Origin of the sequence: Vibrio splendidus 12E03, from assembly GCF_000272105.2 — a bacterium.
Taxonomy (GTDB): domain Bacteria; phylum Pseudomonadota; class Gammaproteobacteria; order Enterobacterales; family Vibrionaceae; genus Vibrio; species Vibrio splendidus_I.
Genome location: NZ_AJZD02000065.1, coordinates 1 through 16,330, shown reverse-complemented (window position 1 = coordinate 16,330; position 16,330 = coordinate 1). Strand labels below are relative to the sequence as shown.

The 16,330-nt window shown below is 46.5% G+C and carries 13 protein-coding genes; 6 read left to right on the top strand and 7 right to left on the bottom strand.

Going from position 1 to position 16,330, the window contains the following annotated elements:
• Positions 1-460 precede the first annotated feature (460 nt).
• Positions 461-850: a DUF1294 domain-containing protein gene (locus tag A142_RS06015; protein ID WP_019824749.1), complete on the top strand. Its 390-nt coding sequence runs from the start codon at positions 461-463 to the stop codon at positions 848-850.
• Between the two features lie 54 nt (positions 851-904).
• On the opposite strand, the gene A142_RS06010 is transcribed toward A142_RS06015, so the two are convergent.
• A complete protein-coding gene (locus A142_RS06010; RefSeq protein WP_029405616.1) occupies positions 905-1,489 on the bottom strand; it encodes a LysE family translocator in 585 nt (194 codons plus the stop codon).
• Between the two features lie 141 nt (positions 1,490-1,630).
• Here A142_RS06010 and A142_RS06005 point away from each other — a divergent pair, with 141 nt between their 5' ends.
• Together A142_RS06005 and A142_RS06000 are read left to right on the top strand one after the other, a co-directional pair.
• Positions 1,631-2,071 (top strand): Lrp/AsnC family transcriptional regulator, encoded by a 441-nt coding sequence (locus A142_RS06005; RefSeq protein ID WP_009845852.1) that lies wholly within the window; start codon positions 1,631-1,633, stop codon positions 2,069-2,071.
• A 26-nt stretch (positions 2,072-2,097) separates the two neighbouring features.
• Complete coding sequence (locus tag A142_RS06000; protein ID WP_019824745.1) at positions 2,098-3,027, top strand: LysR family transcriptional regulator; 930 nt, start codon at positions 2,098-2,100, stop codon at positions 3,025-3,027.
• Positions 3,028-3,171: 144 nt separating this feature from the next.
• On the opposite strand, the gene A142_RS05995 is transcribed toward A142_RS06000, so the two are convergent.
• The 5 genes from A142_RS05995 to dsrO all read right to left on the bottom strand — a co-directional run bounded on the left by A142_RS05995 (position 3,172) and on the right by dsrO (position 10,429).
• Positions 3,172-4,233: a c-type cytochrome gene (locus A142_RS05995; protein ID WP_019824743.1), complete on the bottom strand. Its 1,062-nt coding sequence runs from the start codon at positions 4,231-4,233 to the stop codon at positions 3,172-3,174.
• A 9-nt stretch (positions 4,234-4,242) separates the two neighbouring features.
• Positions 4,243-4,884 (bottom strand): c-type cytochrome, encoded by a 642-nt coding sequence (locus tag A142_RS05990; RefSeq protein WP_019824742.1) that lies wholly within the window; start codon positions 4,882-4,884, stop codon positions 4,243-4,245.
• Positions 4,885-5,364: 480 nt separating this feature from the next.
• Positions 5,365-8,457, bottom strand: coding sequence for a tetrathionate reductase subunit A (locus tag A142_RS05985; protein ID WP_019824740.1), 3,093 nt, complete (start codon positions 8,455-8,457; stop codon positions 5,365-5,367).
• Positions 8,458-8,471: 14 nt separating this feature from the next.
• Positions 8,472-9,605 carry an NrfD/PsrC family molybdoenzyme membrane anchor subunit gene (gene nrfD / locus A142_RS05980; protein WP_019824738.1) on the bottom strand — a complete coding sequence of 378 codons (1,134 nt, stop codon included), beginning with the start codon at positions 9,603-9,605 and terminating at the stop codon, positions 8,472-8,474.
• Positions 9,602-10,429 carry a sulfate reduction electron transfer complex DsrMKJOP subunit DsrO gene (gene dsrO / locus A142_RS05975; RefSeq protein WP_019824736.1) on the bottom strand — a complete coding sequence of 276 codons (828 nt, stop codon included), beginning with the start codon at positions 10,427-10,429 and terminating at the stop codon, positions 9,602-9,604. The genes nrfD and dsrO overlap by 4 nt, the downstream gene beginning before the upstream one ends.
• A 259-nt stretch (positions 10,430-10,688) precedes the next feature.
• Between dsrO and A142_RS05970 the strand changes: the two genes are divergently transcribed.
• The 3 genes from A142_RS05970 (at position 10,689) to A142_RS05960 (ending at position 14,748) form a co-directional block, all read left to right on the top strand.
• The gene (locus A142_RS05970) at positions 10,689-12,578 is read left to right on the top strand and encodes a sensor histidine kinase (RefSeq protein ID WP_019824733.1); all 1,890 of its coding nucleotides are present in this window, start codon (positions 10,689-10,691) and stop codon (positions 12,576-12,578) included.
• 11 nt (positions 12,579-12,589) lie between these two features.
• On the top strand, positions 12,590-13,192 hold the full coding sequence (locus A142_RS05965; RefSeq protein ID WP_019824731.1) for a response regulator transcription factor: 603 nt from the start codon (positions 12,590-12,592) through the stop codon (positions 13,190-13,192).
• A gap of 317 nt (positions 13,193-13,509) precedes the next feature.
• Complete coding sequence (locus A142_RS05960; protein ID WP_029405615.1) at positions 13,510-14,748, top strand: tetratricopeptide repeat protein; 1,239 nt, start codon at positions 13,510-13,512, stop codon at positions 14,746-14,748.
• A 225-nt stretch (positions 14,749-14,973) separates the two neighbouring features.
• Here the strand turns inward: A142_RS05960 and sstT are convergent, their stop codons facing one another.
• Positions 14,974-16,188, bottom strand: coding sequence for a serine/threonine transporter SstT (gene sstT, locus A142_RS05955; protein ID WP_019824728.1), 1,215 nt, complete (start codon positions 16,186-16,188; stop codon positions 14,974-14,976).
• Positions 16,189-16,330 lie beyond the last annotated feature (142 nt).

Genomic DNA, 16,330 nt, shown 5'->3' with positions numbered 1-16,330 from the left:
TGCGTAAAAATAGGAAACCTAGTGTCAATATCACGCTTTGTATCTGGTTTAAGTTAAATTTATTGGATCAATCGCTCATTTGTTTAATATCAATAATATAGGGCGTAGAAGCTAGGCGTAGTTAATAAGGATGAGAGCTCATCCTTATTAATGTGAGATTAATATCACTTTGTAATGTTCTTATTTTTCAAGAGTAATAAAGTTTTCATGTTCTATTTGTTCTTAATATCAATATTAGTAATTTTTATGTATTAGGGACGATAGCTGCACTCAAGGAGAAGCAAAAAAGTAGGTAGATTACGTCAGTTTCATTTGCAGATATTTGCAATTCCTATAAATTCCACTGTGCATTTAAGGAGAAGGTAGGTTTCTTGTGAGCGAAACCACCAGTTATCCATCTTTATCAAAATCTACAGGGCGTAATCGCCACAGTATGTGAGCTGTTACCCAAAAGGAGTTGATGTTGTCTTCATCTATTCAAATTGCGATCACCTATCTGGTGTTGGTTGCGATATCTGTGTTGTTTGCAGAAAGCTCGAAAGCGGTATTAATGTGGTATTTGGTTATCGGATTGGTGACGTTTTTTGTGTACGCGAAAGACAAGCGAGCAGCGATCAATGGTAATTGGCGTGTGCCAGAGAAAACCCTGCACATCTTTTCTGCTGTTGGTGGTTGGTTAGGAGCTTTGATCGCACAAGACAAGCTGCGTCATAAAACGCAAAAGCAGCCGTTCCGAGCGATTTATTGGCTGACGGTGGCAATAAATATAGCAGTGTTTATATGGACGCTAACACTAAGTGGGCAGGCGATATTTGGTCGTTGGGTTAGTGAAATTATTGGGTTTCTTTAACGATAATGATGGCTAGTAACCGTGTACTAACCATCAGTAGCTATAGTGAGTCAACTAGAGCATTGGAATCGTTGATGCCAACAGCAAGCCCGCCATGCCATAGTTGAAGCTTTTGATGCGTACTGGTGTTGTTAGCCAGTGTTGCAGTTGTTTGCCTGCTGCCGTCCAGAAGGTCACTGATGGCAAGTTAGCTAGCGTAAAAATGGCTGCGATGATCGCAAGTTCCCACCATGAGCTGCCGCTGCTATAAACGGAAATCGCCGTCAATGCCATCGACCAACCTTTCGGGTTCACCCATTGGAAACTTGCCGCGCCGAGAAAAGTCATCGGCTTATACGCTTCGGTACTCTTGGCTTTGCCGCTCAAAGCTATCTTAATCGCAAGATATACGAGGTAAGCAAGGCTCAGGTATTTCAAGACTTGGTGCGTCACTGGGTACGCGTTGAAAATCCCCATCAAGCCGAAGCCAACCAACAGCAACATGGCTGCAAACCCTAGAGCAATGCCAAGCATGTGCGGAATGGTACGGGTAAAGCCAACATTCGCACCTGATGTCATGAGCATGATGTTATTTGGACCCGGCGTGAAGGTCGAGACAAACGCAAACAAGGCAAGTGCGCTAAGTTGTTCTAAAGGCATAATGGTTCTCCAGCAGTAAAATGAACGAAGTGACTGACCGGTCATGACTTTCACGTGTTGAGAAACATAGTAGGTGGAAAGTGAGGCAATTATGTGCTTTTATTTCCTCTATTATCACTAAATGCACAATAATAAGTACCTATGGATAGATTTGACGAAAGGATATTGCAAGAGCTTAAATTGGACGGCAGAATCTCCAACATTGAGCTTTCAGAACGAATTGGTTTGTCGGCATCAGCGACCTTAAGAAGAGTACAAGATCTTGAGCGCAAAGGCATCATCCAAGGTTACCGCGCGGTTTTAGATAATGGCTTGATGGGCGTGGGCTTTATTGCCTACGTTTCAATTGGCTTATCGAGCCACAGCAAAGCGGCTCAGTTGGAATTTGAACAACACGTCAGCATGGAAAAAGAGGTGGTGGAGTGCCATAACATCACTGGCGCTAACGAGTACTTGCTGAGAGTCGAAACCAAAGATTTGCCCGGCTACAAGAAGTTTCATGCCGATGTGCTTGGGGAATGTGCTCAGGTGCAATCCATTACGACTATGGTTGTGATGGATACCCCAAAAGATGAACGTTAATCGAGCTTAATATTAGGAGCGGCACAGTGCCCAATACCAATCAGTTGTTATTGTTCTTAGATGTGGTTCAACAAGGGTCGTTTACCAAAGCGGCAACCTTGCATGATATGGACAATTCATCACTCTCTAAACAGATCAAAAAGCTTGAGCAAGACTTAGGTGTTCAGCTGCTTAACCGCTCTACGCGCTCGTTTTCTTTGACGTCGGCGGGAGAAGATATTCTCGCACAAACCTATGTGTTGAAAGACACCATCAATCAGATCCAAGGTATTGCAGACTCGTACCAGTCTGAACCCAAAGGCGTACTGCGAATTACGTCGCCCATCTATTTTGGTCAACAATACCTGCAACCTATCATCACTCAGTTCATGAGAAAGTATCCGGATGTTCAGATCGTACTTTCACTAGACGATAAGATCGCCAATATTATCGCAGGGCAATTCGATATCGCCTTTCGCTTCAGCAAGCTTGTTGAATCGAATTTGATTGCGAAGAAGATTGCTGACAGTAACTTTATGCTGGTCGCCTCTAATGATTTTGTTAAGCAGCACGGTGAACCTAAGACACCACAAGATTTGCTAGCTTTGCCTGCGGTGATTTATACCAATGGCGATATGACGGTTGATCATTTGCGTATCAGTGAAGAACCGGGCGGCGATACTTTCCAGAGCCTAACGATTCGTGGCAACTATAAGGTGAGTGATGTTCGCACCATGGTCTCTTGCGTAAGAGATGGCCTAGGGTACGGCTTCCTCGACCAGTCAAATCTATACGCATCAATGAAAGAACTCGGCTTGCTCACTTTACTTCCAGAGTATCCAATCTCTACTGCTGATACCGCTATTTATGCCGTTTACCCGCATCGTAAGCAGACCAAGCTAGTGAAAGAATTCATCACTACGGTTCAAGATTATATTGGGTCGCCAACGATTTGGGATAAGATGCAGCAAGGTTAGCTGGATTTCTAATCGTTCAAACATAAAAAAAGGAGCCTGATCGTCGAACGATCTGGCTTCTTTTTTATTGTTCCTGCTAAAACTGATTTACAATGTAAATCATAGCTATATCTGGCGTGAACGGCTCATAATCACTAATACCTATTAATGCTCATGAATCACTTCTTTACCACTCGGATAAGCTTTGGTACCTAGTACATGACCATCAACTTCTTTGCCATAGTAGCCTTGGTGGTTGTGGTAACGCTTAGCATTTCCGGCAACATCACCCTTGTATCGAGGATCTTGCGGGCGTTCATGACTATTCACAAATGCAGCCACATCCCAAGCATCTTGAATCGAAAGCTGCTGGCTCTTTCCAAGCGGCATGTTTTCATAGATAAAGTAGGCAGCGGTGTTCACTCGGTGCATACCCGCGCCCCAGTTATACGCGTTTTCGCCCCACAGTGGTGGGAAGTATGAACGGCCGTCTGATCCTTTAATGCCTTCACCATTTTGACCATGACAGGTTTGGCAGCTGGTTTGGTAAACCTTTTCACCACGCGCTATCGACGGCTCTTGTTCAGGGTTATCAATCTTAGGGTAACCACGCCCTGCCAACTTACTGCGATCATCGATTGGGTATTTGCTTAACAGCTCTTCAGGAAGAGGGAAGCTTTCCGCTTTACCACCGACTTGTAAATCGGCATCGCTGATCTCAGGAACTGGCGTATCTTGCATGCCGTTTTTATCTAGGATGCCACCCATCGCCAGCCAGTATGAATAAGCCGTGAGCGCGACCATCTCTTTTGAGCCAACTGCTGGTGGCAAGCCATTCATTGAGTAAGTGAAACAGCCTTGGATACGTTCTGCGTAACTGTTTACCTTGTCGTTTTTCTTACGGTAAGCCGGGTAGGCCATATACGCACCCCATAGAGGTGCTGCATTCGCCTTCATGCCTGCTTGCATGTGGCAGTTGACACAGTTTTGCTCGTTACCGACGTACTCGCCACGCATCTGCTGTGAGTCAACAAACAACGAATAGCCCAGTTTGACTTTGTCACCAAATTCTCCTGCAGGAATATCAACCAAGTCTCGTGGCACCAGATATTTATTATCTTGAGGCTTTTCGACCGCGGGCAGTTCGGTTTGGCGATCGGGCAACTCACCTTCGGCGTAAGCGATTCCAGAGGTAAGGGTTGCGGTAATTAAAAGTAATGTTTTCATGCGAGCCCTTTAGTATCGGAAAGATGCGAAGTAGTAAGACAGGTTTTTGATTTCATCGTCAGTCAACTTGCCAGCGATGTTGCCCATCATGTTCAAATCATCACCCTTACGAGTGCCGTTTTTCCAAGCGTTGAGCTGACTTTGAATGTAGTCGGCATGCTGGCTCGCTAGGCGTGGGAACTTGTCTACGCCCATACCACTTGCCCCATGACAGGTCGCACAAGCGGGAATGTTTCTATCCCAATCGCCTTGGAATACCAGTTTACGATATGGGTTATCGATATCAGCCTGTGAGCCGCGTTGCTCTAAATCGGTAAATTCATAAGAAGGCAGCGAAGCGAAGTATTCGGCAACCTCACGACGAATTGCAGGATCAGACACACCATCCGCCATGCCCTTCATGATCGCGCTTTGACGCTCACCACTAGAGAATAGAACCAGTTGATGTTCTAGGTAATCCGCATTGAGCCCTGCAAGCATCGGGGCGATGTTAGGCATGCCTTTTCCGTCGGCTTGGTGGCATCCGCTACAGGTTTCCGCGGCTTCTGGCATTGGGTTAGGCGCTGCTTGTGCAAAACCGGATAAAGAAAGGCTTCCCAGAGCAGCGATGCAAAGCGTTAGAGTTTGAATTTTTATGTTCAGCTTAATCATGAGGCGTCGCTATTGATTATAGTGCACGCATTTTCGACATAATTGGTTGCTCGCGCTATTGTGGATTTCCACATTAATTCACTTGGAACTTGAGGTAGGTCTCACATTAATAACCTCAATCACCATAATGGTATTGATGTGAATTTCGATAGACAAACCTGACTGCCGTTAACGAAATGCAAGGGAACTGCCATGTTCGCCTTGGTGTAACTGCTTGTTAAGGCTCTTTTATGGCACCGACTGTATAAGCATAGCCGCTTTATAGTTGCTAGCTAAAAAAGTTGTAGTGAAGAGAAGAAAAGAGAAGCGAGGAATCTTTGGTTGTTGCGACTGGGTTGGTTGTTGAGGCTTGGATTGAATATTGCGGATTGAATGCTGTCGATGTATTGGCTGTTAAACAAGCAGAGCAACCTCGAACGGTGAAGTTGCTCTGTTGTCGCCCTAGCAATGTATCAGTAGGGACGTGTATTGGACTACTGATTAGACTTTGTAGATCTTAGCCGGAAGCACTTGTCTTGCTGCTGCGCCCACAACCCAATCCAACATCACGCCTTTGCCTTCTCTCGTCGGGTCAATCAAGCCTATATCATTGATGTTAACGCCATTGTTTGATTTCATTTTCACCGGTTGTTGTGTGTCACCAATCCAGTGTGCACGCTCACCGAGTTCTTTATGACCAAAGCCGTGTTCAAAGCCTAATGTTCCCGGCTTGATGCCGTCAATCACCATTGCCAACGCATGTGTGGTTGAACTCGGTGTTTCGATAGCAAATACGTCACCGGTTTTGATGCCCGTTGAAGAGGCGTCTTGCGGGTGAATGTAAACTGGGTTCACGCCTTTAATCGATTCCAAGCGTGGTGACAAGTTAGACACTGCACTGTGAATGTTGGACTTAAAGTTAGTCAGAGTAAATGGCCACTCTTTTACTGGGAACTGCTCAGCCAATGGCGTGCCATCTGCCAACTTTTGTGGATACCAAGTCGGGCAACCCATGTACTGCTCGCCACTGATGGTGTTGCGAGAGGTACCAAGCTTTTCATTCCAAATAGCGAGTGGTTTGATCCATTTGTACTTCATGGTTTCATTGGTGTAGGCATTGGTTGCGTCTTCGAAACGACCGCCACGCGCAAAGATATACGCTACTTTGAGCATCTCTTCAGGCTTGAGCGTTTTGTTCATCACAGGAACTAGGCGTTCTAGACCAGACCAAACAATATCTTCCGCATCGACATTCGGCACGCCGCCTTTTGCAAATGCTAAGTTTGCTGCAGATCGCAGGTAGAAATCTTCAGCGCTATGAATACCGTGCCAGTTGCCTTGGCTGTCTTTGATTACGTTGTCGCCGAAGCCACCTAAGCCAAGCGTTTTCGCTAGATCAATAAAGAAGTTCTCTAGGTTGATCGCGCGTCCGTCTTGAGTGCGTGAGGTTTTAGGCTCAACAATCGGCCAACGAGCGGTGATCGCTTTAGTCGCGACGCCATGCCAAGGTGTTGCCATGCCCCAGCTTTCGTAGGTCACTGTGTCTGGCACTAGGTAATCCGATAATGCTGTGGTCTCATTGATGAAGGCATCGATAGACACGATCAAGCCAAGCTGTTTTGGATCCTTAAGCTTTTCACCCAGCAAGTTGTCTAAACCCGGAACACCATAAAGTGGGTTCGCCATGTGGTTGATCCATGCCTTTGCTCGGTAAGGGTAGCCATCAATCGCAGCTGATAGGTGCTCAGTTAAAAGCGGTGCTGAGATTGGGTACCACGGCGCGCGTGTCGGGTAAGGTGACTCGCCTGCGGCAACGCGACGTTTGTATTCGCTGGTTTTTTGGTACGGGAACTTGCTGCGGGACAAGAATACACCTTGAGGCTTAGTCTTACCCTTGAACTTAGTAAAGTCGTAACGTGGGCCTGCAACCGAAGTTGGGTAGCCGCCCGCTTTCGCCATCGCACCGCCTTTTGCATTGATGTTACCGATCAGCGCGTTCAGCATTAGGATAGAGAACGAGTTGTAGAAGCCGTTGGTGTGCATGTTGCCACCGTGAGTATCAACAACGGCTTTCGTTCCGTAACTGGTGAAGCGTTTCGCTAGTGCAATAATTTGGTCTTGTGGAATTTCACACTGCTCACTGTAGTAAGCAAGGTCATATTTGAAGGCTTCTTCCTTCAATCTTTGTAGAGAAGACTTAACACGAACGGTTTGACCATCGATTTCTACGTCTTGATCTACGAACAGAGCCGCTTCATCTACTTGAACATTTGATGTCAATAGTGACGTTGTCACATTGAGTGCGACAAATGCATCATCGTCAGACATCGGTTCGCCCGCTTCTAGTAAGCCAATATCCGAAGCGCGAAGCATACGCCCGTTCTGAGGGTGTGTTTCATCGCTGATCACGAGGTGAGATGCATTACACCAGTGTGTGGTGCCTGCTTTTTGCATTGCTTGTGCGCTTGGGCGAGATAAGAAGTCGTGATTGTAGCGCTGGTTTTCAATGATCCATTGGATCATGCCTAGAACTAATGCTGAATCGGTGCCCGGTTTGATCGGAAGCCAGTTGTTGCGATCTCCCGCCGCAAGACTTGATGATCCTGCAGGAAGGCTTGGTGTCACTATGGTGTAGCTCAGTTTTCCATTAGTACGCGCCTCAGCAAGTTGTCGTGCTTGACGCTTAAACGGGTTACCCGCTTGAGCTGGAGACATACCGATGAAAAGAATGAATTCTGCGTTGTTGAAGTCAGGCTTTAAGTGCGAGAACTTGTCTAAGTCATTCATGATCGCGCCAGAACCCGCGCGGAATGCGTAGCCACAATAAGATCCGTGGTGACCGAAGTTTCGTGTGCCGTAACTGTTGAATGCAAAGCGCTTCAAGATATCATCACGGCCTTCATTACCGGCATTAGTTACAAGCAGTTGGTTGGCTTTTGGTCCGTATTCAGGGTTGTTTGGATCGAGTGGTGTTTCGATGTCACGAATCGAACGTAAGCCTTCAACTTCGCCTTCACCAAACAAGTCACCACCTTCGGTGATCTCAGAGATAAGCTGCTCGTAGCTGATGGGTTCCCACTTGCCTTCACCGCGCTTACCGACACGTTTAAGCGGTTGAGTGATTCGGTATGGGCTGTTTTGAATCTCTAGCATGCCATTACCACGGGCGCAGGCTGTCGAGCGGTTATTGATGCCGGATTCACCAGACAAGCCAATGTAGGCGTCTTTTACCGGCGTTTTGAACGGGATCTGCTGGTCACTTGATAGCGGGTGATATGGGTTGCCTGAGATACGTAAGATCTCGTCGTTGCGATTATCGATACGTACACGTAAGCCACACAGTGTCCAGCAACCAAAACACATTGATGGTGCCACGCGTTGGTTTGGATTTGGCGTGATCTTACCTTGTTCATCGACACTGTATTCTGTCTCTAACGAATTACCGTGATGGATGTGATTGGTTTTCTTACCTGCGGTGCCATCAATAGCACCGTGAACCATATGCTTTGTGGTTGTCGCATAACCTGCAGCAAAAGCTCCAACACCACCGGCAGCAAGGCCTGTTTTCAAAAATTGACGACGTTTGTTATCCATGATGATTCCTCAGACTACAAGCTATGTGAGCGGTTAAGTGGTGATGATGTTTTTTGAACTGATTTAGTTGATATCGTTTTTGTTCCAGAACCAGCAGACACGATTTCAGAAGCGAACAACGCAAGCGCTAACCAAAGGCCGCACATACCAATAATGCCAAGTAACCCAGCGCTACCCATAGGCAGTTCATAAGGGAATGGGCCTACATCAAAACGTGGAATGGTTTGAACTTCCATCATGGTGACCCAGCGTACCGCCCATGCTGAAATCATGGTCGCAAGTGCTACACAGATAATTCCTAGCTTGCTTTGCGATAAGCGTTGTAGGGGGAGAACTAAGATCATGCACAGCAAAATGCTGGTGGTCATGATGCCTAGATTGATTCCCCAAGCGTTGTTCTCATAGAGATTGAAGTGACCATGGTTAGATGCCCAAATCGACGTGAGAATGATGGCAAGGCCGCCTGTTAAGGTAATGGTTCTTTGTATCAGAGCTAGGTCTGTTGGTTTTAAGCTTGGCTTGCTTGAAGGCAGCAGAGCCCAAATCAACAGCGTTAAACCCGTTGCAGCAAAGAATGCGGTCGTGAACCAAAGTAGTGGAGAAGCCGGTTGATGCCAAAGCGGTCGGCTCGCCAAAATCGCAATCTCTGCGCCTGTATAAAGCGCGATGCTTAGGCCCGAAATAGCCGTCACAGCAGCGAGCGCAATCATCAGCTTTGACGATATTTGCCATTGACCTAGCGTCAGCCAAGCCAAACGTTTTAGAAGTGGGTTTTTACTTTCCTTAAGCTGTGCGATGTCGTCACGCAAGTAAACCCAAGCAGTCGCGACAGCCAGACCAGAGAATAGAGGTAGAAACAAAGAGCCTAATGACATCCATGACCAAGGAGTGATGTGGGCGTAGAAGTGCCAAGCACGTCCCGGTTGGTGCAAATCACCGGTTAATGCTAATGGTCCAACAATCGCGCCGATGGCCATCACAAGTACAAGGGCAGAACGGAATTGATGGCTGGTTGAGTTTTTGAATATCAGTGCAATCAAAAACAGAATAGCCGCTGCGTAAGCCGAACCGATGTAGAAGAAATATTGAACCGCCCACGGTAGCCAAGCGATCTCTTGAGCGGGAACTAACACCTCAGTGATATTCATGCTGTCTCTCCTTGTGTCGCGATTGCCAATTCTTGTTTGCTAGAGGGTGAGTTATCGATGGCGGCTGGATCATAAATCGCAGGTTGGCCTTCAATGTGGCTAACGAATCGCTCGTTCATGCCGATATAGAAAACATGGGGGTTGGTATTCTGCTCTGGCTTAAGCACCTTGATGTCGTCTTGGTTTTCATTGAGCAGACGGTTGATCTCGCTGTTTGGATCTTTAAGGTCACCGATGACACGCGCGCCACCGACACAAGTTTCTACACAAGCGGGTAGCAAGCCATCTTCAAGGCGATGTGCACAGAAGGTGCATTTGTCGGCGGTCAGTGTATCGTTATTAATAAAACGAGCATCGTAAGGGCAGGCTTGGACACAGTAAGCACAGGCTACGCAACGTTCGTTGTCGACTATTACAATGCCGTCTTCACGTTGGAAGGTCGCTTGAACAGGACAAACCTTGATGCAAGGTGCGTTGTCGCAATGGTTACACAGGCGAGGCAGCATGAATGATTTCACTTCTTGTTGAGCCGTCGAACCATCATCAAGGGAGACTTCATACTGTTTTACTGTGGTTCTGAACTGGCCAATTGGTGCTTGGTTTTCAACGCTACAGCCAACAGTACATGCCTGACAGCCCACGCATTTACGCAAATCAATCGCCATTGCGTAGCGTTTGCCTACTTCGCCTTTGCGGTCTGGCTGGTTGTTATTGCGAATGGCTGTGCTTGCGACTGCGGTGTTGATTCCGGTAATGGGAATGAGCGCAGCGCCGGCGGAAACCTTACCGAATTGGCTGAGAAACCGTCTTTTCAATGAGTCCATATTGGTACCTATAAATGGGTATTCGTTCTGTTGGGCTCATTGTCAGATTTTGACCGTACACGGGGTATTGTGGATTTCCACATACCCAGATTAAAGTTGATCTAGAACAAATGCGGTTTTAGCAATCTAGCTGTTATGCTTTGTTTCAGAGGATTATTTAAGGCGACCTAAAGCATAAGTTAAGCGTGGGGCATGTCGCTAACCTAAAATGAAGCCAGAATAAATTGGATAAACAGTCCGTTTGGAGAAAGAGATTTCAGTGACCGTTCGAAAACTAATGACCGTTGTCAGCCTTTGTTGGTTGAGCCTAACTGCAGGTGTGTGTTTAGCGGCTCAATCAGAACAAGTGATAGCAGCCCCAAGCTCAAGCCCAAACCAAAATACAGGTGAACCCGATCAGATTATCGAGGTTGGCGTGTTGGCGACCCGAGGAAAACTTGCGGCGCAGCAGCGTTGGCAGCCTACGATGGATTGGCTGTCTGAGCGTATTCCGGGTAAGCACTTTGTTCTCAAGCCTTTTAATTTGGAAGAGATGGCCGAAGCGGTGAAAGATGTGACGGTCGATTTCGTTATTACTAACCCAGGTCAGGCGGTTCGCTTAGGACGACAGTACGCGCTTTCTTGGATGGCGACTATGACCAGTCATAACTTCGAAGAGCCAAGTTCTAACAATACCCGCAGCATTGGTTCTGCTTTAGTGGTAAGAAGAATGTCGCCCTATATCTCTTTCGAACAACTCAGTGGTAAGCCGATTGCAGCGGTCTCGGAAAATGCATTTGGTGGTTACTTAACAATGCGTTATCAAGTGATGCAAGAAGGGCTTAATCCCAACCACTTTTTTTCCAATACGCAGTTCTTAGGTTTCCCTATCGATGCCAGCTTGTACCAACTGCGAGAAGGACACATTGAAGCGGCTGTGGTGCCAGCTTGTTTGGTCGAGAGCATGATCAGTGAAGGCTTGCTGGTGGCGGGTCAGTATCGTGTTATCGGTAATCAAGCGCCTGAAGGTTTTCGATGCCAAGTGTCTACGCCTCTGTATTCCAACTGGTCGTTTGCTAAAACAGAGCGAGCCTCTTCGGCATTAGCTAAGCAAATGAGTCAGGTGCTGTTTTCAATGCCAAAAAGCAGTGTGCCAGCCGTTGCTGCGAATGCTTCGGGTTGGACGTCACCCACAAGCTTGCTCTCAATCGACAAGCTTTATCAGCAACTCGACATGCACCCACTGCAACAACCTTGGTGGAAGGAAGCGTTAATCTGGCTCAAGTACAATCAACAGTGGGCATGGGCGTTCTTTATTCTTGTCGTGTCGCTGAATGCTTACCACTTCTGGTTAGAATACAAATTCAGTCGCAGCAAGAAACAACTAGAAGCGACGCTGTACAAGCTGAAAAGTAAGAGTGAACAGCTAGAGCACTCACAACGTATCGCGGTAGTCGGTGAACTGGGAAGCAGCTTGGCACACGAGATTAATCAACCTTTGGCGGCCATTCGCAACTACAGTGAAGGTGGTTTATTACGGATTTCGAAGAACAAACCATTGACCGATATTGAACCTGTGTTTGAGAAGATTCAGTCTCAAGTGGATCGTGCAGACGCGATCATCCAACGCTTAAGAAACATGATAAAGAAACGCTCATCGGAAAAATCTCAGACGGACATCGAGCAGTTACTCACAGACACCATTGAGTTGCTGCAGTTTCGATTACAGAAACACAGGATAACCATTGAGCGCCACGCTGTAGGTAAGCCTATCCAACTGCATGTCGACCCTGTGGGATTGCAGCAAGTGATTGTAAACCTGATCAACAATGCGACTGACGCGTGTAACGCACAGCAGCACCGCGAACAAAGCGTTGCGTCTGATATTGATAACAAAAACAGCGAACCACCAACAATTAAAGTGATTACCGAGTATCAACCGGATAAAATGATGCTGTCGGTTATCGATAACGGCACGGGTTTAGATTTCACCGAACAACAAGTCACTCAAGCCTTTGTGAGTAGCAAAGAAAATGGCTTGGGTTTAGGGCTTGCGATTTGCCAAGACGTGATTGAAGACCACAGCGGCCAAATGGCCATCAAATCATTGACTCCTCATGGCTGTCACGTCGCAGTGACGTTACCTTTTTCTCTTTCAAATGATTCATAAGGAATCTTGTTATGTCTGAACTTCATCAAACGTTACCGGTCTATGTGGTTGATGACGATGAGTCGATTAGAGACTCATTGGTGTTCTTATTGGAAGAGCATGATTTCAAGGTGACAGCCTATGAAGATGGCCCGAGCTTTTTGGATGCAGTGGATTTGAATGCGACGGGATGCGTGGTGTTAGACAGTCGAATGCCCGAAATGAGAGGACAGCAAGTTCATGAGTTGATGATGAAAGCGCAGAGTCCTCTGTCGGTTATCTATCTGACAGGGCATGGCGATGTGCCAATGGCGGTAGAAGCCCTGCAAGCAGGTGCGGTGAACTTCTTCCAAAAGCCAGTAAAAGGTGGGGAATTGGCCGAGGCAATCAAGCAAGGATTAGAGGCTTCTGAAAAGCACCTTCACATGAATGTGTATCGCCAAGCTTATGCGTCGTTGACCGAGCGTGAAATTGACATCCTTAAGCAGATAATTGACGGCAAGCGTAACCAGAAAATAGCCGATGAATTATGCATTGCAATGAGAACAGTCGAAGTACACCGAGCAAGCTTGATGAAGAAATTCTCAGCGAAGACGGTTGCGGAACTGGCTTACACATATGGTCAATTGACTTAACTATCACTGTGCGAAATTCCTGATGGAAACCCATCAATTTTGTCACCGACATTTAGGTTTTTTCTGATGAAAGATAGTCTTCATTCAACCTCTATATTGAAGCAAGATCACACCCTTTAGGGAGTGCATACCGATAGACCTCTACAGACTTTTTATCGTTATGTATTCCTGAGATACTGAACTAAGTTCATTTTAAGGTGGAACGCGTTAATAACGGCGCTTTTCCCTGTAATTCGAAACATTCACTATGGGTAGAACACACTCTCAACGTCGAGTCTTGTATCTGCTGAGTTAGGTTAAAATATTCTATGAGTACAATGGGAATCGCAATTGGTGCGACGGCTCTTTCGTTAATACTTGTGGCCGTATGGCTGGTTTCTTTGTCGTTAAGAAAGCAGCGAGTGGAACAAGAACGTAAAGCTCGTGCTGTCGCTTACCGGAAGGCGATTGAAAAAGCACGCATCCAAGAGCAAAAAGAGCGTAACTTCAAAGCCGAAACCGGCCATGTTCCATCGATTTTGTATTTGGCGAAAGAGGCTGAACGTAACAATATCAAGGAAGCTTTGTATTGGTACGATAAAGCCGCGCATTTAGATAATGTCAACGGCATGTATGGCATTGTGCGCCTGAGTATGAAGCGCAAAGAAGACCTGATTTTAAGAGAAAAAGCCAATTTCTGGCAGCTGGCGATATCAGCGATGGATAACGATTTGGTGGCGAAATTTGAGATGGGTAAAGCACTCGTTTCAGGGCGCGGAACCGATAAGAATATCCCCAAGGGTTACACCTATATCGAAGAGTCGGCAATGGGCGGGAACACCGAAGCCATGCTATTTATGGGCGAGTGGTGTCTAGACAAAGAAAACCCAGACTACTCAGCTGAAAGCTCGTTCGAGTGGTACCACAAGGCCGCCGAAAAAAATAACCTAGATGGCAAGATCAAACTGGGTATGAGCTATTTGAACGGTGTTGGTGTTGAGCCTAATCACGGTGAAGCGGTGTACTGGTTTGAAACTGCGGCTGAAAAGAACAGCGCAGAAGCCATGTTTAGAGCGGGTGAAGCTTGGATTGACCATGGTGAACACGGTAATGCGATTGCCTATATTTGGTTGTTTTTGTCCGCTCATTTTGGTTATTCAGAAGCAAAACAGTTGAGGGATAAAGTTGGGGGTGAACTTGGGGTTGATGCTGTCGTAGGGTTGCAGGCTCTCACGAAACCAATCATGACCAAATTGACTCAAGAAGCCGTCACCAAACATTCGGTTATTAAGGCGTTGAATAAACTCTACAAACGTAACATCCCGATCCCTAAAAAGGTGAAAGAGGTTACTGAAGAAGAGGAAATTGACGAGTCGAATGTGCAAGGCAGCGATGTTGAAATGAGTTTCGAGATGAAAACCCCGAACTCCAACCCAGAGCACAACCAACAATATTCTCCAGAGCAACACGCAGCGTCCCAAACGGGTTCGGCTCAAAGCACAGATAATGCATCGTCACCAGCGCCTAGCAGTGCGTCTTTAGACTTTAGCCAAACCAATTGGAGTAACAAAAATTAAGTCAGTAGCTTGATGAGATGAGCGTTCGAGCGAGTTGAACTCTCATTTAGGTCAGCTCAGCTTATTTTAGTCACACTCCATTGGAGACGGGACACTCTGAGTTAGGAATGACAGGATCAAAAAAGGGAAGCTGATGCTTCCCTTTTTATTTATGTGCTATTTGCTGTTAAGAGCTTAGAGCTTAGAGCTTAGAGCTAAAGGCCAAAGCTAATACCTAAAAGCCTATTAAGCTTTGTTTTGCTCAGCTTTACATACAGCCGCAGTGAACACGACGTCTGTTGAGCTGTTAAGCGCTGTTTCAGCTGAATCTTGAATCACACCGATAATGAAACCAACCGCTACAACCTGCATCGCTACATCGTTTGAGATACCGAATAGGCCACATGCTAGTGGGATAAGCAGCAGTGAACCGCCTGCAACACCTGATGCGCCACATGCAGATACAGCAGCAACAAGGCTTAGTAGGATTGCAGTGAAGATATCAATCTCAATACCCATTGTGTGTACAGCAGCAAGTGTTAACACAGTGATGGTGATTGCAGCACCCGCCATGTTGATCGTTGCGCCTAGAGGGATTGATACAGAGTAAGTATCTTCATCTAGTTCTAGCTTCTTACAAAGGTTCATGTTCACTGGGATGTTTGCAGCGCTTGAACGAGTGAAGAATGCCGTTACACCAGACTCGCGAATACATTGCAGTACAAGTGGGTATGGGTTCTGTTTTGTTTTCACAAAGACAAGCAGAGGGTTAACCACAAGTGCGATGATCAGCATGGAGCTTAGAAGAACTGCTAGCAGTTGACCGTAGCTTGCTAGTGCATCGAAGCCCGTAGTTGCGAATGTTGTCGAAACAAGACCGAAGATACCAAATGGCGCAAGACGAATGATGAAGCGAACAATGTGTGAAACACTGTGGCTTAGGTCTTCGAAAACCGCTTTGGTTGTTGCAGATGCGTGGTGCAGTGCAAGGCCAAGGCCGATTGCCCAAGCAAGAATACCGATGTAGTTCGCGTTCATTAGCGCGCTAACTGGGTTATCTACAAGCTTGAATAGAAGGGTATGAAGAACTTCCGCGATACCTTGAGGAGGGTTAGCACCTTCAGCGCCAGCAACCAGTGTCAAAGTGGTTGGGAACATGAAGCTCAGTACTACAGCAGTCAGTGCAGCAGAGAACGTACCAATCAGGTAAAGCACAATGATCGGACGCATATGAGTATGCTGACCTTTCTTTTGGTTTGCGATAGAAGCTGCAACAAGAATGAATACTAAAATTGGGGCAACAGCTTTCAGAGCGCCAACAAACAGACTACCTAGTAGGCCTGCATCTTGAGCTGCTGAAGGAGACACCATGGCGAGAACGACACCGAAAACAATACCAGCAAGGATCTGTAGAACGAGATTTCCACGAGCGATGCGGGCGAGCATGTTGTGATTTTGCATAAAATACCTGCAATTGTTAATTTATTATAGTGATGTATCTTTTTATAAAGTTGTACCAAATCCGACTATACACTAGTGGAATGGGCGGTCATATTAGCGAGATCTAAGAGGGTGTCTAGGAATAGTTTACTTTTAGGGTAAT